This is a genomic window from Bradyrhizobium sp. PUT101, from assembly GCF_052043945.1.
GTDB lineage: Bacteria > Pseudomonadota > Alphaproteobacteria > Rhizobiales > Xanthobacteraceae > Bradyrhizobium.
Genome location: NZ_CP197207.1, coordinates 2,018,475 through 2,039,543, shown reverse-complemented (window position 1 = coordinate 2,039,543; position 21,069 = coordinate 2,018,475). Strand labels below are relative to the sequence as shown.

Genomic DNA, 21,069 nt, shown 5'->3' with positions numbered 1-21,069 from the left:
TGAGCAGGTATCGATTTGCCGACGCCATCTAACGGTCGAACAGCAAGACAGTCATGTTTGGGCGAGGGTGGATGTTCGGGCGTCGGACTTCGGTCCCCAAGATGGGCGAGCCTCAGTCCATGCGGCGCATCCCATTCGATCTCTCGCATACGGCGGTCCTCATCTCCAACCCTGACAAAGACGACGGCCGCGTCATCAAGCAAGACAGGTCCTGTACTCCTGTTCGATGGTTGATCACTATCGCTCCGCAACAGCGGTGAGCACGACGCAAATTGTAAATTGAAGCCTCTCCCGGTCCCCGCAAGCGGGCACATAGTGCCTCACACCGCGGCCACTGAGATGATGCCGGCGGGATTGCCGTCGATCATCGCCGCTCGCCTCCGTCCATTTCCGGTACGGGCAGCTCCAGAGATCGGGTCATTTCCGCTTGGCCGCCGGCGGAGGATTAATCTCCGCGATCTTGCGAAGGCAATCGGCCTCCGATTCATGAGGACCGGACACAAACGTTCCACTGACTTTGGTCGAATACCATCCGGACACCACGCCGAGCCGAACGGACTCTTCCAACCTGACGTGCCGCGGTGAGAGATTCTGCATGAAGTGCTTTCTGTTGAGAGCCCGGAAGTGGGCTCCTATTCCTTAGACACCAGCTCGTGCTCGCCCAGCTCTCGCCGGCTTGCGGCGTGAAATCCGCAAGTAGCGGGGCGGGCAGATGCCGTCATGACATCCGCGAGCGACAGCACGACCGTACAGGAGGAGTAAGCCGCTTTTCGGCCCTTGAGCGACCGTGCGCGCTTTCCTGGTAAATAGCTATCGGTTTCTCACGCAGACACGGTCACCGGCGAATATCGCTCCGGCAATACCTTGTATGTCGCTCGCGCGGACATAGTTGCAGAAGGTTGGCAGTCTCGAGAGACGACTGCTAGGACCGAAAATAGAAACAGAGGGCACCATGAAGTTCCGTCCGCTCCACGACCGAGTGGTGGTCAAGCGCATCGAAGCCGAAGCAAAGAGCAAAGGCGGCATCATCATTCCTGACAATGCCAAGGAGAAGCCCTCACAGGGCGAGATCGTGGCCGTCGGTGCGGGAGGCCGCGACGAAGCGGGTAAGCTCATCCCGATCGACCTCAAGACCGGTGACCGCGTGTTGTTCGGCAAATGGTCGGGCACCGAAGTCGTGCTCGATGGCGAAGACCTCCTGATCATGAAGGAGAGCGACATCATGGGCGTTCTCACCGTTGTTTCGCACGTCGCGAAGAAGGTCGCGTAATCTGCCGTTGTCCGATCCCGTCCTGAGCAGCCGGCGCAGCCGTCATCTCGCAGGACGAGGTTCAAGCCTACCTGATGATCTCATTGCCCAGACGCCCTCCGGGCCAGTCGCATGAGCATCGGTCCCAAGGGAGATCACAATGTCCGCCAAGGAAGTCAAATTCGGCGTCGACGCGCGCGATCGCATGCTTCGCGGTGTCGACATTCTCGCGAACGCCGTCAGGGTGACACTTGGTCCGAAGGGCCGCAACGTCGTGCTCGACAAGTCGTTTGGCGCACCCCGCATCACCAAGGACGGTGTCACCGTCGCCAAGGAGATCGAGCTCGACGACAAGTTCGAGAATATGGGCGCCCAGATGGTGCGCGAAGTCGCCTCCAAGTCCGCTGACGCGGCCGGCGACGGTACCACCACCGCGACTGTTCTAGCGGCTGCGATTGTCCGCGAGGGCGCCAAGTCGGTTGCGGCCGGCATGAACCCGATGGACCTCAAGCGCGGTATCGACCTCGCGGTCGAAGCCGTCGTGGCAGATCTTCAGAAGAACTCCAAGAAGGTCACCTCGAACGACGAGATCGCCCAGGTCGGCACTATCTCCTCGAATGGAGACGCCGAGATCGGAAAATTCCTGGCCGATGCCATGAAGAAGGTCGGCAACGAGGGCGTGATCACCGTCGAGGAAGCCAAGTCGCTGGAGACCGAGCTCGAGGTGGTCGAAGGCATGCAGTTCGATCGCGGCTACATCTCGCCGTACTTCATCACCAACGCCGACAAGATGCGCGTTGAAATGGAGGATGCCTACGTCCTCATCAACGAAAAGAAGCTGTCTCAGCTCAACGAGCTTCTCCCGCTGCTCGAAGCAGTCGTTCAGAGCGGCAAGCCGCTGGTCATCATCGCCGAGGACGTCGAAGGCGAAGCCCTCGCGACCCTCGTCGTGAACCGCCTGCGCGGCGGTCTGAAAGTCGCGGCCGTCAAGGCTCCGGGCTTCGGCGATCGCCGCAAGGCCATGCTGCAGGACATCGCGATCCTGACCGGCGGCCAGGCGATCTCGGAAGATCTCGGCATCAAGCTCGAGAACGTCACGCTCAACATGCTCGGTCGCGCCAAGAAGGTGATGATCGACAAGGAGAACACCACGATCGTCAGTGGCGCCGGCAAGAAGGCTGACATCGAGGCGCGCGTCAATCAAATCAAGGCGCAGATCGAGGAAACCACCTCGGACTACGATCGCGAGAAGCTCCAGGAGCGTCTCGCCAAGCTCGCGGGCGGCGTCGCAGTGATCCGCGTCGGCGGCGCGACCGAGGTCGAGGTCAAGGAGCGCAAGGACCGCGTTGACGACGCGATGCATGCAACCCGTGCTGCTGTCGAGGAAGGCATCGTCCCCGGCGGCGGCGTCGCCCTGCTGCGTGCCTCCGAGCAGCTCAAGGGCCTGCGCACCAAGAACGACGACCAGAAGACCGGCGTCGAGATCGTGCGCAAGGCATTGTCTTATCCAGCCCGCCAGATCGCGATCAATGCCGGCGAAGACGGCTCGGTGATCGTTGGCAAGATCCTGGAGAGCAAAACCTACGCCTACGGCTTCGACTCTCAGACAGGCGAGTACGTCAATCTTATTTCGAAGGGTATCATCGACCCGACAAAGGTGGTGCGTGTGGCGATCCAGAACGCCGCGTCTGTTGCGGCGCTCCTGATCACTACCGAAGCGATGGTTGCCGAAATCCCAAAGAAGAACGCGGCTGGCGGCATGCCTCCTGGCGGAGGCGGCATGGGAGGCATGGACTTCTAAGTCCAACCCTCAGCGCGCACACAGAGGCCCGGCCGCAATGTCCGGGCCCTTGCTGTATTAATCGGTAACTTTCCAACATTCGCCCGGGGGTACTCGGATGCCATCGGGCCGATAGCCGAAGGCGTCAAGCGCGACTTCGGCAAAGGCCAGTCTGCGCACCTGTCCGTGCGGGTTCACCTCTTCTTCGCCCTGGGTTGCTTCTTTGGCACCGGGCCCGCTGCGGCTTCCCGGGCCAGCCGCTCTGCCCTCAGCCGCTCTCGATTCTGAGCAAAAGCCTTCTCGGCGAGCGCGTGCTCGGACAGGGCTTTCTCCGCGTCGACTTGGCGGAAGGCCTTGCGTGCTTCACGCTCCGCTTTACTGATTGGTTTCGGCGGTTCGTATTCACTAACTGTTTTCGTCATCTTTTCCGATCTGATGCTTCGCTCGAGCGAGTCAATTCTTGCTGTTGAACTCGGCATCTCTCGCCAGGCGCTCGGCTCTGAGACGTTTATGGTTTTCCTGGAACTCTGGATCGGCGTGGCTGTCCGCTATCGTTTGCCGCGCTCCAACGGGGTTTTGGGCCTTTCGGTCCGCTTCGTCCGCGACCTGTTGCTCGGCGGAGCGCTTCCGTTTGGTCATTGCCAGATCCTTGCACCCAAGATTGATCCAAGCCTACCAATATCATTGGCTACAAATCATCGTGGAGCCTATGATATGTCTGACAGGCGACGACTTGAAGAGTGCCTGCGTCCAGACCAAGGCTGCAGCGCCCGGATCAATTGCGTCACAGCATGCCTCACGCTAAAGCAGCCGTAGATGATTTCAGAGGTGAACTTATGTCATATGCTTATAAGCTGAATGAAGACGTTCGCCACCAGCCCCAGGGTCCCCAGGGACGTGCAGCAACTGATCCGCCGATGATCTACACCATCATTCAATGTATGCCCATCGAGTCGGATGGACGTCTTAGATACCGTATCAAGAGCAAGTCGGAGAATATCGAGCGAATCGTAACGGAAGATCAACTGTCGTACTCTCAGTGATCTAGCTCGCGTGACAACGGAAGGGGTTTTGTCGTGCTGAATGATCGAGAGAAAATCCTGAATGCGCTCAGAGAGAAGCCGCTCAAGGTCTACGAGGTGATGAAGCGCGCCAATGTCATGAATCAGGAAGCTTGCCAGTCCCTCCTGTTGAAAATGCGGGACGAAGGGCTGGTGAAATTCGATATTCACAAGGGGCGATGGCTGATCGGATCATTGTGAAATGCGGCGAGCGTCTAAGCATCTCTTCGAGTTTTACCGACGCGCCGCCCGCTCTTGCCGGCATGGGCCAGAGCGTTGCGCATGAAGTGGACGCGGCAACGTTGCCAGCTAGCGTTGAGCACCTTGGCCACGGTGGCCTTGATGCCCTCGTCGGCGTCGGACACCACCAGCTTGACACCGCGCAGGCCGCGGCGGGCGAGCTTGCGCAAGAACGCCGTCCAGAACGTCTCGGCCTCGGAGCGGCCGATGTCCACGCCGAGACCTCGCGCCGGCCGTTGAAGACCACCTTGGAGTTGCCTCAGAGCTGAGCATTCGGCAGATCGCCAAGAGACTTAGGAACAGCGGTGACGGCAAAAGGTGGTGTCGGGAGTTTGAGTGGCTCAACTGACTATTCCCCGGACGGATGTGCGAAGTTGCCAATGAATGAAAGGCGCACACAGTCCTATTCGCGTGGCTCGAGCCGTGGCCGTGGGCCACCGGTGATCCTGAAGCGGGAGAGCAGGTCAACGCGGATGGCTCCGCGAAGAACCTTGCCAATTCCATCTCGAGGAAGCTCGTCAAGCGCGATCATGAGGCGAGGGCGTTTGTAGTCCGTCATGGTCTTTGCCACGGCCCGGAGACGTTCCTCCCAGTCAGCGGGAGGATTCTCGACGGCGGCAAGAATGACCTCACCCCGATAGTCCGATGGAATTCCGTGCGCCGAATGCCCATTTTCGGTCGAATAGGTCCATAGGGGCAACCAGTAAGTCATTGATTGTGCTCAGCCCGTAGCTGACTCTTAATCAGCGGGTCCCAGGTTCGAGCCCTGGTGCGCCCACCATTGGAAAATCCTTATTTTCCAAGCCCTTCGCGCAGAAGTCGCCGAGAACAAAATGGATCTCGCGCGATGCTTTTTGTGGACGGACGTGGCACGATCAGATTGCTGTGCGACTTATCCGTTGCTTCCGTGTCTCCACCCATTCGATACAACGCACAAATCCGATGAGACAGGTCGCTTACGTGCTCGTCGTGGAATGGGATACTGGGGCGCGCAAAACGACAGCCGCTTGCAACCGAACAGTCAGTGGCAATTTAGTATGCTTCTCAATAGAGCCCATCGGCCGTGCGGTATCTTTCATCGAGGCCTTAGCCACGGTCATGTGCATCATTGAAAGCGGCGCTTCGACCCGGGCAAAGGTGTCTTCTGCAGCCGTGCCTACAGCCAGGTTCTGCGCCCGGACCGAAGCGTCGAATATGGGAGTGTTCGTTGACCGCGGAAACGGTGACATACCGGACGGTGTCATCGGTCTGATTTGAATGCAGGGCTAGGGAGGCTGCGACCGCCCCACCTCGGGCGCAAGCTCAATGACCTTCTCTGGCGCTCTCGGGCTGATCCGGCTGCCAGGGCCAGCGGCCTTCGATCTCCAGCGTCAGTGTCCAGCTCAGGAAGGTGCGGACCACGACCAGGCCGGCCAGCAGGCCGAGGCTGACGAAGGTCAGCTCGATCGCGATCGTTTTCACGATATCTGCGGCGACCAGCACCTCGAGGCCGAGCAACAGCGATCGTCCGATGCTGATCTTGTAGCTGTCGTAGCGGGACGCGGCGTTTCGCCCAAAGAGGTAGCGGGCCGACCAGATGATCCCGACGACGATAATGAACACGCCGAAGATCTCGATGCCGACGCCGACGAGGAGAATCCACTGGCTGGCGGCAGTCTCGAATGCGGGCGCGTGATCGGCGGCGGAGTTCATGATCAGAGTCTTCTTTGCGCGCACGGCGCTCCGTCGCGATGAGCGTTGCGTCCGCCAGTGAGCCTCATTGATCCAACGCACGCGCCACGCACCCTTGATCAAGATCAACAAACCGTGGGCAATCGCGAAGATGCTGAGCCGACGGAGCCCAGCGCGGCGGAATTCGTGCATTGTGAAAGGAAGTGGCATGCAGCTTTGGCTCATACCCACGCTCTACGCGATTGCAAGTGTCGCCGCCGGCTTTCTGGTGCCGCGCCTGGAATCCACGTTTCTGGCCGCCAGCCTCAATCTGTCGACGTCATCGGCCCAGGCTTACCTGTCGGCGGTGGCCTCGGGCATGATGGCGCTGACCGGCATCGTGTTCTCGATCGCTTTCGTGCTCGTTCAGTTCAATGCGGTGGTCTATTCGCCCCGCCTCGTGGTCTGGTTTGCGCGCGACCGGCTGCTGTTCCACTCGCTCGGCATGTTCGTCGCGACCTTCATGTACAGCCTCTCCACGCTGGCCTGGGTCGATCGCCAGGGGGCGCAGGGCGTGCCATTTCTGTCTGCCGCGATCGTCGCAGCCATGCTGGTAGCCAGCGTGTTGATGCTTGCGCAGCTCGTTCAGCGCTTGAACAATCTCCAGATCATGCGCGTCCTGCAGGCGCTCGGCGATACGGGCCGGCAGGTCATCGTCAGCACGTACCAGGCGGTCCCGTGGCGCACGTCCGGCAATGCCGCGCGAGCGCAAGATTTCCAAGGTACGCCGGAGCTGACGGTCAAGCATGCCGGCAATCCGCAATCGGTGACGTCGATCGATATTGCAAGGCTGGTCGGCCATGCCCGCCGCATGGACGGTCTCATCATGATGGAGTGCGGCGTCGGGGACACGCTGCTCGAAGATAGTGTCATCATGCGCGCCCACGGGACGACCACTCTCGTCCCAGAGAAGGAGCTGAGTGCATGCGTTCATCTCGACGAGCAGCGGACTTTCGAGCAGGACCCGAAATATGCAATGCGGCTTCTCGTCGATGTCGCGATCAAGGCGCTGTCCCCGGCCATCAATGACCCCACCACCGCCGTGCAGGCCATCGACCAGATCGAGGATATGCTGCGGCGGCTTGCCAAATGTGATCTGGAGGCGTGCCTGGCGTTCGACGAGGCCGGCGATCTCAGGGTGATCTATCGGATGCCGACCTGGGAGGACTACCTCGCGCTGGCGTTCGACGAGATCCGGCAGTTCGGATCGACCTCCATCCAGGTGATGCGCCGGCTGCGCGCCGCGCTGGTTGAACTCGCGGCGTGCGTTGATGGCGAGCGGGCGAGACTCGTTCGCGACTACCTCATTCACCTCGATTCCGGGATTGAGCGCTCGGGCTTCGATCCGCAGGACCGCGCGGCGGCCCGCATCGAGGACCGGCAGGGTCTCGGCCTCTCGCACCATCAGGGGGGCGGAGCGGCAAGCCGGGCGCCCTCGGAAGAAATGGGACGGGCGGTCTCGTGATCACGCAAGCAACCGTATGGACGCGTGCGAAATTGCGTGCCCCGCGCGTGGCGGCCGCGGCGGGGATCCTGTTTTCGGTGCTGCTTCTCGCCGTGTTCTGGTTGATGCGGCGGTCAGTGCCGGCCGATCCGCTCGAACCGGGTGCATGGCTCCAGGGCGGCACCGGCAACGTCGCCTTGGCATTGAACCTCGTGCCCTTCGCGGGCGTGGCATTCCTGTGGTTCGTCGGCTTTCTACGCGACCGGCTCGGTACGCGCGAGGATCAGTTCTTTGCGACGGTCTTCTTCGGCAGCGCCATCCTGATGCTGGCCATGTTGTTCGCCGCCGCCGCGGTGATCGGCGCCGTCATTCTGGCCTTCCACGCTGCGCCGAACGTGCTGATCAACTCCGCGACGTTCCATTTCGGCCGCGGCCTGGCATACGGAATGGTCAACATTTATCTCGTCAAGACCGCCTCCGTGTTCATGATGACGACGTCGACGATCGCCCTCTACACGGGTCTCACGCCGCGTTGGCTGGCCTATGGCGGGCATGCAGTCGCCGCCGTCCTTCTCATCGGAAGCTACTACATCGACTGGAGTCTCGTCGTCTTTCCGTTCTGGGTACTCCTGGTAAGCGTCAACATCTGGCTAAAGAAAGACGAGGGCGAGGTGCGCCCGTGAGGTCGTTGCGCCAGCTTTTCCTGGGAGAAGAGTTGATCCGCCTCGTCATCCGCCTCGGGCTATTGGTGCTGCTGATCGTCTGGACGTTCGTTCTGATACGCCCCTTTGGAACGATCCTAGCCTGGGCCATCGTGCTCGCCGTCGCGTTCAACCCCGTCTTCGTCAGGCTCGCAAAGATGCTGGGTGGCCGACCGAAGCTCGCGGCCGTTTTCATCACCGCTATCAATCTCGCGATCCTCATCGGGCCGGCGGCGTGGCTCGGCATCGGCGCGGTGGAGGGGATCAAGGATTTTGCCGGGCAGTTGTCGGCCGGAGAGTTCAAGGTTCCGTCGCTGCCAGAGGCGATCAAGCGCTGGCCGCTGGTGGGATCGCAGCTCTACGAGTTCTGGGACCAGGCATCGTCCAACATTCGCTCGGTGCTGCGCCAGGTGACCCCTTACCTAAAGCCGTTGGCCGGAACGCTGCTGGGGTTTGCGGGCGATGCCGGCATTGGCGCGATCAAGTTTCTGCTGTCTGTCGCAGTCGCCGGATTGATGCTGCCGTACGGACAGCTGCTTGTGGCCGCTGGACGGCGATTCCTGTCGCGGATCGTCCCTGAGCAAAGCGAACACTTCCTGGATCTGGCAGGTGCGACCATCCGCGCGGTGGCTCAGGGCGTGATAGGTATCGCGGTCATCCAGGCTCTGCTCGCCGGTATCGGCTTCAAGCTGGGAGGCATTCCGGTCGCCGGCCTTCTGGCATTCATCGTGCTGCTGCTCTCAATCGTGCAGGTCGGTGCCGCGATCGTCATGCTGCCCGTGATCGTCTGGATCTGGACTGACAAGGACGTCACCACGGCAGTTCTGCTGACGCTGTTTCTGATCGTCGTCGGTCTGCTCGACAACGTCTTGAAACCGCTGCTGATGGGCCGAGGACTCACCACCCCGACGCTGGTGATTCTGGTCGGCGTGATCGGCGGGACCTTCGCGCATGGGATTATCGGACTGTTCATCGGACCGATCGTCTTGTCGGTGGCTTGGGAGCTGACGGTGGCTTGGATTGCCACCGAGCGTTCCGGCGCGGCCCGCAATGCGTCCGACCGTTGACCTAAGTCAACGTATCTCCTCGCCACGGCCTCTCAATGAAGATGCGGACAACAGAGGTCGGAACATGTCGATGGAAACTCCAAATCTCCCAGGTGGTCCCATGTCCGGGCTCGTCGCCTCGGCCGTCGAATATCTGGTCGATGCCGGGCAGCGCAGTGTGCTCTTCCTGGACATCATGCGCCGACGCGGCGATCAGTATCGCGAGCATGTCGCGCAGACGGCGCCCCATGTCCTGCAGTATGCCGCCGAACTGATCATCGACGGCCGCAGGCTCGATGAACCGGTCAATTACGCGCTGGTCCGCATCATTCCGCCGAAGGGGGTCGAAATCGATCCCGAGCGGCGGCCGTTCATCGTGGTCGATCCACGCGCCGGACACGGCCCCGGCATCGGCGGCTTCAAGGCTGACAGCGAGATCGGCGTTGCGATGAAGGCGGGTCACCCCTGCTATTTCGTCGGCTTCCTGCCGGAGCCGATGCCGGGACAGACGATCGAGCGCATCGCCCGCGCCGAGGCGCTGTTCATCGAGAAAGTCATCAGCCTGCATCCGAAAGCCGACGGCAAACCCTGCGTGATCGGCAACTGCCAGGCCGGCTGGGCCGTGATGATCCTGGCATCGTTGCGGCCCGAGCTGTTCGGGCCGATCATCATCGCCGGCGCGCCGCTCGCCTATTGGGCGGGTGTGCACGGCAAATATCCGATGCGCTATTCGGGCGGGCTCCTGGGCGGAAGCTGGCTGACGGCGCTCGCCAGCGATCTCGGCGCGGGCAGGTTCGACGGCGCCTGGCTAGTGCAGAATTTCGAGAACCAGAATCCGTCGAACACGTTGTGGACCAAGCAATACAACGTCTATTCGAAGGTCGACACCGAAGCGGACCGTTATCTCGAATTCGAGCGCTGGTGGGGCGGTCACGTCAATCTGAACGCCGAGGAAATCCAGTTCATCGTCGACGAACTGTTCATCGGCAACAACCTCGCCGCCGGCAAGATCGAGATGTCGAATGGCGAGAGGGTCGATCTTCGAAACATTCGATCGCCCATTCTGGTATTCTGTTCCGAGGGCGACAACGTCACGCCCCCACAACAGGCGCTGGACTGGATTCTCGATTGCTACGCGGACGTCGACGAGATCAGGGCCTATGGGCAGACGATCGTCTATACGGTTCATCAGAGCGTCGGCCATCTCGGCATTTTCGTCTCCGGAGGCGTCGCCAAGAAGGAGCATGCGGAATTCTCCGAGAACATCGATTTGATCGATGTGCTGCCGCCGGGGCTCTATGAGGCAACATTCGAGGCCAAGGACGAGGAGACGACGAGCTCGGATCTGGTCGTGGGTAAATGGGTCATGCGTTGCGAGGCGCGCACGCTCGATGACATCCGGGCCATGGGCGGCAATTCGCCGGAGGACGAGCGGCGGTTCGCCACCGCAAAGCGCGTCTCCGAGCTCAATCTGGCGGCTTACCGGAAGTTCGTTCAGCCCTGGATCAAGAAGGTCGTGAGCCCGCAAGTGGCGGAAACGATGCGCAACCTGCATCCGCTGCGGCTGCAGTATGAGCTCTTTAGCAGTCGGAATCCGCTGATGGCGACGGTCAAGTCGGTCGCGGAGGAGATCGAGGACAAGCGCAAGCCGGTGTCGAAGGACAATCCGTTCCTGGCCTTCCAGGAGCAAATGTCCAAGCAGATCGTCCACGCGCTCGATAGCTGGCGCGACGCAACCGAGGCGCTGAGCGAAACGGTCTTCCTCAACGTCTACGGATCGCCGGCCTTGCAGGCGGCGCTGGGGATCGATCCGAAGTCGGAAGTCTCGCGCCGGCGCGAGATGTCGGCCGAGCACCGGGCAATGCTCGAGAAGCGGATTGCCGAACTGAAATCAAGGGTCGGCGAGGGTGGTCCTCGTGAGGCAGCCATTCGAAGCATGCTCTACATCGGCTCGGCACGCGGAATGGTCGACGAGCGCAGCATCGAGGCGCTCCGCCGAGTGCGGCAGGACTACAGCGGGCCTCGCCTATCGCTCTTCGAGTTCAAGACGCTGGTTCGAGAGCAGTTCTTCGTGCTGCTCCTGGATCAGGAGGGAGCCCTCGCAGCGATCCCTAAAATGCTGCCTGATGACATCAATCAGCGCCGGGCTCTGTTCGAGTCGATGCGGGACGTGCTCTCCGCCAGCGGCGAGCTTGTCGGTGAGCCCGCAAGGCGCCTTCAGCGTATTGCGGCGCTTCTAGGCGTTGAGGCGGGAGAGGGAAGCAAGAGCAACGTTGCCTCTTTCGACCAGGCGAAGGCATCGTAACGGCCGTTCAAAGGATCGGGAACAGCATCATGGCAGCCGAAAGCGGGCAATCGCAATACTCCAGCAAGTATGATCGGCTGATCGCGACAGCAAAGGCCGTCCCTGCGGTCCCAACCGTCGTGGTGCATCCCTGCGACGAGACTTCGCTGCGTGGGGCCGTCGACAGCGCACAAGCCGGGATCATCCGGCCGATCCTGGTCGGTCCCGAAGGCAGGGTCAGAGACACGGCCAGAAAGTGCGCTCTCGACATTTCGGGGTTCGACGTCGTCGATGCCGCGCACAGCGAGGACGCTGCCGCCAAGGGGGTCGAGCTGATCCACGCTGCCAAAGGCGAAATGCTGATGAAGGGCAGCCTGCACACTGACGAACTGATGCGGGCCGTCACCGCGAAGGCCGGAGGCCTGCGAACCGATCGCCGGATCAGCCACGTCTTCGTCATGGACGTGCCGGCCTACGCGGAAACCTTGTTCGTGACGGACGCTGCCATCAACATCTTTCCTGACCTCGACGCCAAGCGCGACATCATCCAGAATGCGATCGATCTTTACACGCAGGCTGGGTTCGGCAAGGAGCCGCGGGTCGCCATCCTGTCAGCGGTCGAAACCGTCACCTCCAAGATTCCATCGACCATCGAGGCGGCTGCGCTCTGCAAAATGGCTGACCGCGGCCAGATCACCGGCGGTGTGCTCGATGGGCCGCTGGCGTTCGACAATGCAATCGACCCTGAGGCGGCGCGCATCAAGGGCATCAAGTCCGAGGTCGCAGGCCGGGCGCAGATCCTCGTCGTTCCCGATCTCGAGGCCGGCAACATGCTGGCGAAGAATCTCGCCTACTTTGCCAGGGCCGATGGCGCCGGCATCGTGCTCGGCGCACGGGTGCCGGTCGTCCTGACCTCGCGGGCTGATACGCCGCGTGCGCGAATGGCTTCTTGCGCGGTGGCTTCGCTTTACGCGAATGCGCGTCGCCAGCATGCTCCAACGATAGCCGCGTAATCCCCATGGATACGATCCTCGTCGTCAACGCCGGCTCTTCGAGTGTCAAATTCCAGATCTTCTCGGTCGAGGGCGAGGGCCGGCTGCGGCGGCAGATCAAGGGCCAGATGGATGGCATCGGCAGCCGTCCACGGCTAAAGGCACGCGGCGCGGCGGGTGATCCCTTGGCCGACCGCGCTTACCCGATCGAGGCGGTGCCGGATGTATCGATTGCAATGGGCGTGGCTGGCGAGTGGCTGCGCGAGGAGCTCAGCATTCACCCGATTGCGGTCGGGCATCGGGTGGTGCATGGAGGTCCGAACTACGATAAGCCGGTCCTGATCGATCATGGCGTGGTGGCTCGGCTGGAGCGCTTCATCAATCTTGCACCGCTGCACCAACCGCATAATCTGTCGCCGATCCGCTCGATCCTGACAAATTTCCCGGCTCTGCCGCAGGTCGCCTGCTTCGACACCGCATTTCATCGCACGCATGGTGCCCTGGCGGACTACTATGCGATCCCGCATCAGCTCCATGCGGAAGGCGTGCGGCGCTACGGCTTTCATGGCCTGTCCTACGAGTACATCGCCAGGACGCTGCCGAGCGTTGCGGTCGAAATCGCAAAGCGTCGAGTGATCGTTGCTCACCTCGGCAGCGGCGCCTCAATGTGCGCAATGAAGGACGGACGGAGCGTCGAGAGCACCATGGGTTTCACCGCGCTGGACGGTCTGCCGATGGGAACACGGCCGGGCCAGCTTGATCCCGGCGTCGTGCTCTACCTCATGGCCGAGAAGGGCATGTCGGCCGTGGGCGTGCAGGACTTCCTTTATCGCCAATGCGGCCTGAAGGGCCTTTCCGGTGTCAGCAACGACATGCGCGAGCTGGAAAAGAGCGAGGATCCCAAAGCAAAGCTCGCGATCGACTATTTCGCCTATCGGGTCGGCCTCAACGCCGGGATGCTGGCAGCCGCTCTGCAAGGTCTCGATGCCTTCGTCTTCACGGCCGGGATCGGCGAGAATTCCGCAACCATTCGCGCCCGCGTAGTCGAGCAGCTCGGTTGGCTCGGAGTCGCGCTCGATCCCGTCCAAAACTCGCGCCACGCGCGGCTGATTTCGCAGCCGAGCAGTCTCATTCCAGTCTACGTGGTGCCGACGGATGAAGAGCTGATGATTGCGCAGCATACACTGTCGCTGCTGATGAACACATCATCGAGCAACCCCAGACAAGAGAGGGTGTCATGATTCCCGTGTATCCGGAGACCAAGGTTGCCCTCAAGGGCAAGAAGGGGCTCGTCGTCGGTATCGCAAACGACCAATCCATCGCCTGGGGTTGCGCCAGGGCGTTTCGCGCGCTCGGGGCCGAGCTGGCGGTCACCTATCTGAATGACCGTGCCAAGAAGCACGTCGAGCCGCTTGCACAGGCGCTGGAAGCACCGATCTTCATGCCGCTCGACGTCATGGTCGAAGGCCAGACGGAACAGGTGTTTGGCAGAATCACGAAGGAGTGGGGACAGCTCGATTTCCTGCTGCACTCGATCGCATTCTCGCCCAAGGAGGCACTGCACGGCCGTGTCGTCGACGTTGGCCGCGAGGGCTTCCTCAAGACCATGGAGGTCTCCTGCTGGTCCTTCCTTCGGATGGCTCATTTGGCCGAGCCGTTGATGAAGAACGGCGGCACGATGTTCACAATGACCTACTATGGCAGCCAGATGGTTGTCGAGAACTACAACATCATGGGTGTGGCGAAGGCGGCACTGGAATCGGCGGTTCGTTACGCGGCAGCCGAATTGGGTCCGAAGGGGATCCGCGTGCATGCAATCTCGCCGGGACCGCTGGCCACCCGTGCGGCCTCGGGCATTCCCGAGTTTGATGAGCTAATGGACAAGGCGCAATCGAAAGCGCCGGCGCGGAGCCTGGTGAGCATCGACGATGTCGGCAACGCTACCGCATTCCTGGCGCTCGACGGCGCCAAGCTCATGACCGGTGGAGTCCTCTACATCGATGGCGGATACCACATCATCGATTGAGCGCGGGCCTGGCCGAGGGATGGATGTAGCATGCGTATCGCCCTTGCTGAGCATGGTGTTGCTGGTCATCGGTTCTGTGGCAGGGCATGCCCAGACCTATGACCCTCGATATCTCGTCATGAAGGTCTACGAAGGATCTCTGGGCGGTGGGGAGTGGATCGATTGCAGCTACACATCGATCCCGCAATGTCGGGCTTCAGCATCCGGCCGCGCGGCCACCTGTGAGATAAACCCGTACTTTGCCCAGACGCAAAGGCCTGCTTTGGGTTATCCCGGCTACCGACGCTCTTACTGACCGGCTTGTGAGGCGAAGGCTCTGGTGCCGATCGTGTCTCAGCGATAATGCAGCGCGATCAGCTCGGCGACACAGGCCGGCTTCGAGCCGCCTTCCATCTCGATCACGAGGTGATAGTTCACGCGCAGGCCATCGGGCGGTACATCCTCGGCTTCCGCGATTGTCACGCGTCCTCGCAGTTTGGATCCTGCCGGCACGGGCGCGAGGTAGCGGATCCGGTCCGCACCATAGTTCAGTGTATTGCGCAAGCCCTTCAGGCCGACCACGGATCGAATGAACAGTGGCGCGAGCGCGAGCGACAACAGCCCGTGGGCGATGGTCTTGCCGCCCGGCATCTCTTTCCTGGCGCGCTCCTGATCGACGTGAATCCATTGCTCGTCACAGGTCGCCTCGGCAAACTGGTTGATCCGTTCCTGGGAGATCTCGATCCAGTCGCTCACCCCGATTTCGGTGCCGACGGCCGCTTTGATGTCCTTGAAGTCGCTGAATATCCGCATGCTGCTCCGCCCGCTCATATCTTCATTTCAGGGACACGGTCGCCGACTATGAGCTCGGCCTCGGTGACTGCCATGACCTCGCCGACGCTGACGCCGGGGGCGGTCTCGAGCAGGGTCGCCTTGCCGTTCGGAAAGCCGATCACGGCGAGGTCGGTGACCACCAGGCTCACCGGCCGGCTGGACGTCAGGGGCAGGTTGCACTGATTGACGATTTTCGATTTGCCCTTCGCCGCGTGCTGCATGGCGACGATGACCCGCTTGGCGCCACTGACCAGATCCATCGCGCCACCCATGCCGGGCACCATCTTGCCGGGGATCATCCAGTTGGCGAGGTGTCCGCGTGCATCGACTTGCAGGCCGCCGAGCACTGTGACGTCGACATGGCCGCCGCGGATCAATGCGAAGGACATCGCGCTGTCAAATGTGCTTGCGCCCGGCAGGGCACTGATCGGTCGGCCGCCAGCATCGGTGAGCAGGGGGTGCTCCAGTCCCTGTTCTGGAATGGGGCCGGTGCCGATCAGCCCGTTCTCGGACTGGAAGAACACCTTCAAGTCGGGCGAGACATAGTTGGCGACGAGGGTCGGAATGCCGATGCCGAGATTGACGAGGTTGCCGGCCTTGAGCTCTCGTGCAACCCGCCGGGCGATGATCTCCTGTGCATCCATGATGTCATCCGTTCGGGTTCGTAATGAGATAGTCCACCAGCGGTGCCGGTGTCACGACGTGGTCGGGCGCGATGACACCCACGGGCACGATGTGCTCCGCGGTCACGATCACGGTATCGGCCGCCATTGCCATCACCGGATTGAAATTCCGGGAGGTCAACGCATAGGAGAGATTGCCGAGGTAGTCTGCGAGGAAGGCGTGCACCAGAGCGAATTGGGCGCGCAGCGCGGTTTCGAGCAGATACGGCCTGCCGTCGACTTCGATTTGGCGCTTGCCTTCCGCGACCAGCGTGCCGACTCCGGTCGGCGTGAGCACACCGCCCAAGCCGCTGCCGCCGGCGCGGATACGCTCGGCAAAAGTGCCCTGCGGAATGAGATCAACCGCGATCTGGTTCGTCAGCATTTGCTGCTGCGCCTTCGGATTGAGACCGATGTGGGAGGCGGACAGCCGCGACACCAGCATTGCGTCAAACAGCTTGCCGACCCCTTTACCGGGCGTGGCCGCGTCGTTGCTGATGATCGTGAGATTGCTCTTCTTCTGTCGGACCAGCTCGTCAAGCAAACGCTCCGGCGTCCCGACGCCCAGGAAGCCGCCGACCATGACGCTCGCGCCGGTCGGGATCATCGCGACGGCTTCTTCGACGGATACGGCCCTCATGATGGAACTCCGATCGGTTCGTCCGCGGAATGTTGGCGGGCGGTAGGCGCAATCCTTTGATTTGGGTCAAGGCCTCGCGTCATTCTCGTTGCGCGAAGTAATGCCGATACTCTCCAGCATCTCGTGCCATAGCTTGCGCAACCCGGCGTGGCGTCGTTCGAGCGCGGCGCTTACGGCATCGCGAAACGGCACGAGGCCTTCGCCTTTCAGGAACATGATTTGCGCTTGCAGCAGCCGTCAGCGGCTGGAAATCGAGGAAAGACTCCATCAGGTTCTGCAGGGCATAGGCATCGTTCACCAGCCAGCCCTGACGTTTCACGCTGTCGAGTTTGTCCAGCACCGGCGCCAGCCATCGATCGGAGACATTCATCGGCAACAACAGATCCTGCAGGTAGCTGGTGCCGCCGAGTATCAGGCCGGTGCGTAGCGCGTTGCCGAGCAGGAAAAGTTGCGGCGGCAGCTCCGCAAAGCAGCTCATCGGCACAAGTTCGGCCAATCGCTCGCCGTGTGCAATGGCATAGCATAGCGCGATTAGACCGCCGAAGCTGATGCCGCTCAGGAAACACGGGCCCGCTGCCGAGCTCCTGGATCAGAAGGTGCAGGGCCGCAACCTGATCGTCCTGGCTGATGAAGAGGGCGGGCTTGTCGGAATCGCCTTGACCGAGCAGATCAAACGTTGCGAGGCGGAATCGCCGTGCGATGAGCGCATCGCGATATGCGGTCCACAGCTCGGCATACTGCGTCAGGCCGTTGACCAGCACATAAGCCGGCGCGTCGGCAGGACCGTCAAGCTCGTAGCGGATCCGATACGAGCCGTGGCTGAGGAAGGCATTGCGGCGATCCCGCGGGCAATTTGGTGCCGAAGCATCCTCGGTCAGAACGTCCTCAATCCATTGAGTTAAGTCAAAGGATGCCGCGCAGCCCCTCTTAGCCTTCGATCAGAGAACAATCGCGGAGGAATTCGCCATGAAAGGGAGTGAGGCCATGCCTCGCGGCAATCGGCCGCTTCTGAAGATCTATCCGGAGACTGGGCACTTCATCCATACCGACAATCCGGTGGAACTCCCGGCCGACGTCGTGGACTTCGTGACGAGGGGAACGGTCGATACCTCATCACCGCTCGGCACGGACCGGATGATCAAGGGTGCCGTGATCTCTGCCTTGCCGGTGGCACCGACGCCTCCGGGCGCAGCGCCTACCGCCGGCCTGAACAAGTAGGGTCGGGACCATGTCAAGAGTGCAGGCGGGCGATATCCAGTTGGGTTGGCGGGAGTGGGGCAGAGGCGACGTCACGGTCGTCTTCATCCATGCAATCTCGCCAGCAAGGACTGGATCGAGCTCGCTGCACCGTTGTTTCCCTCGGGGCTCCGCGTGATCGGCATCCGGCGCTGTATGCGGGCTATTTCGGCGCCTGGTTCGGAGGACTGTCGCGGTAGGCGCATCGTTATCGACAGCAACTGTATGAGGAGGATATCATGGCCGGCACGACAAAGCTCTCGGTTGAGAAGGCGCTCGAAAAGCTGCGCGGCGACGAGCCACAGAAAACCAGAACTGAGCAGCGGGACGAGAAGACCGAGGCGCTCAACAAAGAGATAAAGCGCATGAAAGCACAAAGACTGCGTCTCGATCCGACCTCACGCAAGCGCAGCTGAACTCCGTTCAGTCCGGATGGCACTTCAAATCCTGGCAGGCGCTCTCGTCAGCGCGATCAACATCATGATCCACGCGATTGTGACGGTAGGTGCCATCAGCATTGCGCGAGCGGCGGGCCTGAAGCACACCGCGCGACCGAAACTGCACTTAATGGCCGTGATGGTCGCAACGGCAGCGGTGCTCATGCTCGCACACACGCTCGAAATTCTGGTCTGGTCGCTTGCCTACCTGATCCTCGACGCGGCGCCCGCAGGATCCGATCTGCTCTATTTTGCCTTTGTCAATTACACCACGCTGGGTTACGGCGACATCACGCCGCAGCAAGCGTGGCGGTTGACCGGGCCGATGACGGCCATGAACGGCATCCTTCTGTTCGGCTGGTCGACCGCCGTGCTGTTCGAAGTCTTGCGCAAGACGCTTGAGCACCTCGCCGCGATCGGCGCTTCCGGGTTCAGCCCTGCAGATCGATAGTGGCGAGCCTCTGACGGTCCGACAATGCGATCTGGCGTTGCGTGTTACCGATGAAATGAATGATGCCAAGCTCATGCAGCCGCGATAATGCGCGCGAAACAGTTTCAAGCGTCAGGCCGAGATAATCGGCGATATCGCGGCGCGACATCGGGAGGGCGATGACCTCGGCTCCGGTCAGGCGCTGGTCCATCTCAAGCACGAAGGCCGCTACACGCTCCAGCGATGTCTTGCGTCCCAATAGCAGCATGTGGTCTTCGGCGTGCTGAAGGTTATTCGTCGTCATGTTGAGCAGGTTGTTGGCTACGAGCGGGTCGCTATCGGCAACCAACTCCAGCGTTTGTCGGCGGATCAGCCGGACTGTTGTGTCGACGATCGCCTCCGCCGTGAAACGGTGCGAACTTCCGTTCTCCAGTCCGAAGATATCGCCGACAAGGTGAAACGCACCGATCTGGCGCCGTCCGTCTGAGAGCAGCTTGTAGCTTCGCACCGCGCCCGCCTTGACCTGATACACGTAGTCGGCGGACTCCTTCTCGCCGTAGATCTCGGTTCCCTTCTTGTAGAAAAATTCGCCTAAATTGACGCGCGGATTCGAACCGCTGGTCATTCCGAGGTCGCGAAGTGAGTTTGGACGGTGCCTGGGATCGGTTGTGGTGCGCACAAACATGGCCAAATCCTCAACGAATCGCTGAATTGAGCTCAGATCAGATGTTCATTGGGAGGAATGCGCCGCGCTATCCCACTCCCGCCGGGGTTGATTTACGGCTAAAGAGGATATCCTCGTCCATTGTCTCTAGGGACATTGTACCTTGGGACAGTGTCGAAGGATACATGGAATGAAAAGGATCAGGGAGCCTGTCGTTTAATCTGAAATGCGGCGCGCTCAATCGCCGAAGTTGATCTCTCATCCAACCGAATTATGAGAGCGTTCAATGCAGGGCGCTCTGCAAGAATATCGCGACTAAGAGGTGGAATTGCCTGGCTTGGTTCATGTGGTGGACGACGATGCTTCGTTCCGGACGGCAATTGAACGCCGGCTGAAGCTGGCGGGTTACGACGTCGAAACCCATTCATCTGCAGAGGAACTGCTGGGACGTCTGCCGAACGTCGAGCAGCCTGCTTGCGTGCTGCTCGACGTGAAGATACCGGGCCTGAGCGGTCCCGATCTGCAAGCCCGGTTGATCGAGATTGGTTCGACGCTGCCGATTATCTTCGTCACCGGTTACGCCGATACTGCAACGACCGTGCGCACGATCAAGGCTGGCGCGGAGGATTTCCTGACGAAGCCGGTATCTTCAGAACAGTTGATCCATGCCATAGAGCGTGCATTGGCGCGTCACAGTGCCGCGCAGAGCCAGAGAAACAGGCTCGATGCGTTTCGCGCTCTCCTGTCGGGCCTGACGCCGCGAGAACGCCAAGTCTTTGATCTTGTCGTCCGCGGCAAGATCAACAAGCAAATCGCACACGAGCTCGGAACGACGGAGCGCACGATCAAGGCGCATCGTCATCAGGTCATGGACAAGATGCGTGTCCATTCCTTTGCAGAATTGGTCTCGATTGCGGAGCGACTCGGGTTGATTGATGCGAACGTGCCTAGAGATCAGGCATAGGGCATGCAACCACCGCCGTGTGGCCAGTGCTGCATTAAGACATATTACAGGTTATTGACACGCCGAGTTTCGGAGCGCGCAATGCAACGATCAGGACGGAGCTAGGGGGGGGTGCTCGCTTGTCTCGAACGAAAGCCGGGCATCTTGCGCGCCGATAGATCAGTTTATGTGGTCGACGATGATCCGTCGTTCCGAAGGAGCATGAGGCGGCTCCTCCGCGAGTATGGTTACGACGCCACGCTATTCGAATCGGCGGGGGCGCTGCTTGAGCACGGAAAGTTTGATCGGGCTCTTTGTATCGTTCTGGATATTGATCTGGCTGGCCACTCCGGAATCGATCTGCGTCGTCAGCTTGCGGCCATGGGTATTGTAACGCCCATCATCTTCGTCACCGGCAATGAGAGCGAAGTCTGCCGGTCGACCGCGATGACCTCCGGGTGCGCAGCTTATTTGAACAAGCCTTTCGAGTCCGGTTTGTTCATCGTCTCGGTCGACGCGGTGTGCGGGCGAACGCACTAGAGAGGAATGGGCTTAGGCTGAATCAGGCGGCCGCGGGCTCGGTGCACCTCTCCCGCTCGCGGGAGAGGTCGGCGCAACGCGCCGGGTGAGGGCTCTCACCTCTTGAGGGCTCTCGATTGTGGAGAATACCCTCTCCCCAACCCTTCCATGCAAGCCGGGGAGGGAGCGCAC

26 protein-coding genes, 1 tRNA gene and 2 pseudogenes are annotated in these 21,069 nt (G+C 61.1%); 19 read left to right on the top strand and 10 right to left on the bottom strand.

Translation table 11 applies throughout. The annotated features are described in order from the left end of the window. Positions 1-417 precede the first annotated feature (417 nt). Positions 418-597: a hypothetical protein gene (locus ACSHT2_RS10005; RefSeq protein WP_440641414.1), complete on the bottom strand. Its 180-nt coding sequence runs from the start codon at positions 595-597 to the stop codon at positions 418-420. A gap of 355 nt (positions 598-952) precedes the next feature. Between ACSHT2_RS10005 and ACSHT2_RS10000 the strand changes: the two genes are divergently transcribed. Together ACSHT2_RS10000 and groL are read left to right on the top strand one after the other, a co-directional pair. Then, complete coding sequence (locus tag ACSHT2_RS10000; RefSeq protein ID WP_440641413.1) at positions 953-1,270, top strand: co-chaperone GroES; 318 nt, start codon at positions 953-955, stop codon at positions 1,268-1,270. 139 nt (positions 1,271-1,409) lie between these two features. Continuing rightward, positions 1,410-3,050, top strand: coding sequence for a chaperonin GroEL (gene groL / locus ACSHT2_RS09995; RefSeq protein WP_440641412.1), 1,641 nt, complete (start codon positions 1,410-1,412; stop codon positions 3,048-3,050). 173 nt (positions 3,051-3,223) lie between these two features. Here groL and ACSHT2_RS09990 read toward each other — a convergent pair whose 3' ends face one another. Then, entirely contained in the window at positions 3,224-3,451 is a 228-nt protein-coding gene (locus ACSHT2_RS09990) for a hypothetical protein (RefSeq protein ID WP_440641411.1), read from the bottom strand. Positions 3,452-3,482: 31 nt separating this feature from the next. Continuing rightward, positions 3,483-3,668, bottom strand: a complete 186-nt coding sequence (locus ACSHT2_RS09985) for a hypothetical protein (protein WP_440641410.1) — start codon at positions 3,666-3,668, stop codon at positions 3,483-3,485. Positions 3,669-4,108: 440 nt separating this feature from the next. Between ACSHT2_RS09985 and ACSHT2_RS09980 the strand changes: the two genes are divergently transcribed. Then, positions 4,109-4,291 carry a hypothetical protein gene (locus ACSHT2_RS09980; protein WP_440642809.1) on the top strand — a complete coding sequence of 61 codons (183 nt, stop codon included), beginning with the start codon at positions 4,109-4,111 and terminating at the stop codon, positions 4,289-4,291. Positions 4,292-4,329: 38 nt separating this feature from the next. Here ACSHT2_RS09980 and ACSHT2_RS09975 read toward each other — a convergent pair. Continuing rightward, positions 4,330-4,551 (bottom strand): annotated as a pseudogene (locus ACSHT2_RS09975) (transposase); the annotation flags it as partial. A gap of 455 nt (positions 4,552-5,006) precedes the next feature. On the opposite strand from ACSHT2_RS09975, the gene ACSHT2_RS09970 reads away from it, so the two are divergent. Beyond that, positions 5,007-5,111: transfer RNA gene (locus ACSHT2_RS09970), tRNA-Ser, on the top strand. A gap of 521 nt (positions 5,112-5,632) precedes the next feature. Here the strand turns inward: ACSHT2_RS09970 and ACSHT2_RS09965 are convergent. Then, on the bottom strand, positions 5,633-6,022 hold the full coding sequence (locus ACSHT2_RS09965) for a DUF1622 domain-containing protein (RefSeq protein ID WP_440641409.1): 390 nt from the start codon (positions 6,020-6,022) through the stop codon (positions 5,633-5,635). Positions 6,023-6,209: 187 nt separating this feature from the next. On the opposite strand from ACSHT2_RS09965, the gene ACSHT2_RS09960 reads away from it, so the two are divergent. The 8 genes from ACSHT2_RS09960 to ACSHT2_RS09925 all read left to right on the top strand — a co-directional run bounded on the left by ACSHT2_RS09960 (position 6,210) and on the right by ACSHT2_RS09925 (position 14,828). Further along, the gene (locus ACSHT2_RS09960; protein WP_440641408.1) at positions 6,210-7,505 is read left to right on the top strand and encodes a DUF2254 domain-containing protein; all 1,296 of its coding nucleotides are present in this window, start codon (positions 6,210-6,212) and stop codon (positions 7,503-7,505) included. Further along, positions 7,502-8,167: a hypothetical protein gene (locus ACSHT2_RS09955; protein ID WP_440641407.1), complete on the top strand. Its 666-nt coding sequence runs from the start codon at positions 7,502-7,504 to the stop codon at positions 8,165-8,167. Before ACSHT2_RS09960 ends, ACSHT2_RS09955 begins: the two co-directional genes overlap by 4 nt. 32 nt (positions 8,168-8,199) lie before the next feature. Next, positions 8,200-9,252, top strand: coding sequence for an AI-2E family transporter (locus tag ACSHT2_RS09950; protein ID WP_440641406.1), 1,053 nt, complete (start codon positions 8,200-8,202; stop codon positions 9,250-9,252). A 64-nt stretch (positions 9,253-9,316) separates the two neighbouring features. Next, positions 9,317-11,536, top strand: coding sequence for a DUF3141 domain-containing protein (locus tag ACSHT2_RS09945; protein ID WP_440641405.1), 2,220 nt, complete (start codon positions 9,317-9,319; stop codon positions 11,534-11,536). Between the two features lie 29 nt (positions 11,537-11,565). Continuing rightward, entirely contained in the window at positions 11,566-12,528 is a 963-nt protein-coding gene (locus ACSHT2_RS09940) for a phosphate acetyltransferase (protein ID WP_440641404.1), read from the top strand. Positions 12,529-12,533: 5 nt separating this feature from the next. Continuing rightward, positions 12,534-13,748: an acetate/propionate family kinase gene (locus tag ACSHT2_RS09935; protein ID WP_440641403.1), complete on the top strand. Its 1,215-nt coding sequence runs from the start codon at positions 12,534-12,536 to the stop codon at positions 13,746-13,748. Continuing rightward, complete coding sequence (gene fabI / locus ACSHT2_RS09930; protein WP_440641402.1) at positions 13,745-14,533, top strand: enoyl-ACP reductase FabI; 789 nt, start codon at positions 13,745-13,747, stop codon at positions 14,531-14,533. Before ACSHT2_RS09935 ends, fabI begins: the two co-directional genes overlap by 4 nt. Continuing rightward, on the top strand, positions 14,508-14,828 hold the full coding sequence (locus ACSHT2_RS09925) for a DUF3551 domain-containing protein (protein WP_440641401.1): 321 nt from the start codon (positions 14,508-14,510) through the stop codon (positions 14,826-14,828). Before fabI ends, ACSHT2_RS09925 begins: the two co-directional genes overlap by 26 nt. A gap of 38 nt (positions 14,829-14,866) precedes the next feature. Here the strand turns inward: ACSHT2_RS09925 and ACSHT2_RS09920 are convergent, their stop codons facing one another. The 4 genes from ACSHT2_RS09920 to ACSHT2_RS09905 all read right to left on the bottom strand — a co-directional run bounded on the left by ACSHT2_RS09920 (position 14,867) and on the right by ACSHT2_RS09905 (position 17,144). Beyond that, positions 14,867-15,325, bottom strand: coding sequence for a MaoC family dehydratase (locus tag ACSHT2_RS09920; protein ID WP_440641400.1), 459 nt, complete (start codon positions 15,323-15,325; stop codon positions 14,867-14,869). A gap of 14 nt (positions 15,326-15,339) precedes the next feature. Further along, complete coding sequence (locus ACSHT2_RS09915; protein ID WP_440641399.1) at positions 15,340-15,990, bottom strand: 3-oxoacid CoA-transferase subunit B; 651 nt, start codon at positions 15,988-15,990, stop codon at positions 15,340-15,342. 4 nt (positions 15,991-15,994) lie between these two features. After that, positions 15,995-16,648: a CoA transferase subunit A gene (locus tag ACSHT2_RS09910; protein WP_440641398.1), complete on the bottom strand. Its 654-nt coding sequence runs from the start codon at positions 16,646-16,648 to the stop codon at positions 15,995-15,997. 79 nt (positions 16,649-16,727) lie between these two features. After that, a complete protein-coding gene (locus ACSHT2_RS09905; RefSeq protein WP_440641397.1) occupies positions 16,728-17,144 on the bottom strand; it encodes a hypothetical protein in 417 nt (138 codons plus the stop codon). A 52-nt stretch (positions 17,145-17,196) separates the two neighbouring features. Here ACSHT2_RS09905 and ACSHT2_RS09900 point away from each other — a divergent pair, with 52 nt between their 5' ends. The 5 genes and pseudogenes from ACSHT2_RS09900 (at position 17,197) to ACSHT2_RS09880 (ending at position 18,772) form a co-directional block, all read left to right on the top strand. Continuing rightward, positions 17,197-17,550, top strand: a complete 354-nt coding sequence (locus tag ACSHT2_RS09900) for a hypothetical protein (protein ID WP_440641396.1) — start codon at positions 17,197-17,199, stop codon at positions 17,548-17,550. Positions 17,551-17,632: 82 nt separating this feature from the next. Next, positions 17,633-17,866, top strand: a complete 234-nt coding sequence (locus ACSHT2_RS09895; RefSeq protein ID WP_440641395.1) for a hypothetical protein — start codon at positions 17,633-17,635, stop codon at positions 17,864-17,866. 10 nt (positions 17,867-17,876) lie between these two features. Continuing rightward, positions 17,877-18,031 (top strand): annotated as a pseudogene (locus tag ACSHT2_RS09890) (alpha/beta fold hydrolase); the annotation flags it as partial. Between the two features lie 92 nt (positions 18,032-18,123). Continuing rightward, on the top strand, positions 18,124-18,300 hold the full coding sequence (locus ACSHT2_RS09885) for a hypothetical protein (protein ID WP_440641394.1): 177 nt from the start codon (positions 18,124-18,126) through the stop codon (positions 18,298-18,300). 16 nt (positions 18,301-18,316) lie between these two features. Continuing rightward, positions 18,317-18,772: a potassium channel family protein gene (locus ACSHT2_RS09880; protein WP_440641393.1), complete on the top strand. Its 456-nt coding sequence runs from the start codon at positions 18,317-18,319 to the stop codon at positions 18,770-18,772. Here ACSHT2_RS09880 and ACSHT2_RS09875 read toward each other — a convergent pair. Then, a complete protein-coding gene (locus tag ACSHT2_RS09875) occupies positions 18,753-19,436 on the bottom strand; it encodes a helix-turn-helix domain-containing protein (RefSeq protein ID WP_440641392.1) in 684 nt (227 codons plus the stop codon). The genes ACSHT2_RS09880 and ACSHT2_RS09875 overlap by 20 nt on opposite strands. A 307-nt stretch (positions 19,437-19,743) precedes the next feature. Between ACSHT2_RS09875 and ACSHT2_RS09870 the strand changes: the two genes are divergently transcribed. Continuing rightward, positions 19,744-20,379 (top strand): response regulator transcription factor, encoded by a 636-nt coding sequence (locus ACSHT2_RS09870; protein WP_440642808.1) that lies wholly within the window; start codon positions 19,744-19,746, stop codon positions 20,377-20,379. A 111-nt stretch (positions 20,380-20,490) separates the two neighbouring features. After that, entirely contained in the window at positions 20,491-20,898 is a 408-nt protein-coding gene (locus ACSHT2_RS09865) for a response regulator transcription factor (protein ID WP_440641391.1), read from the top strand. Positions 20,899-21,069: the final 171 nt, after the last annotated feature.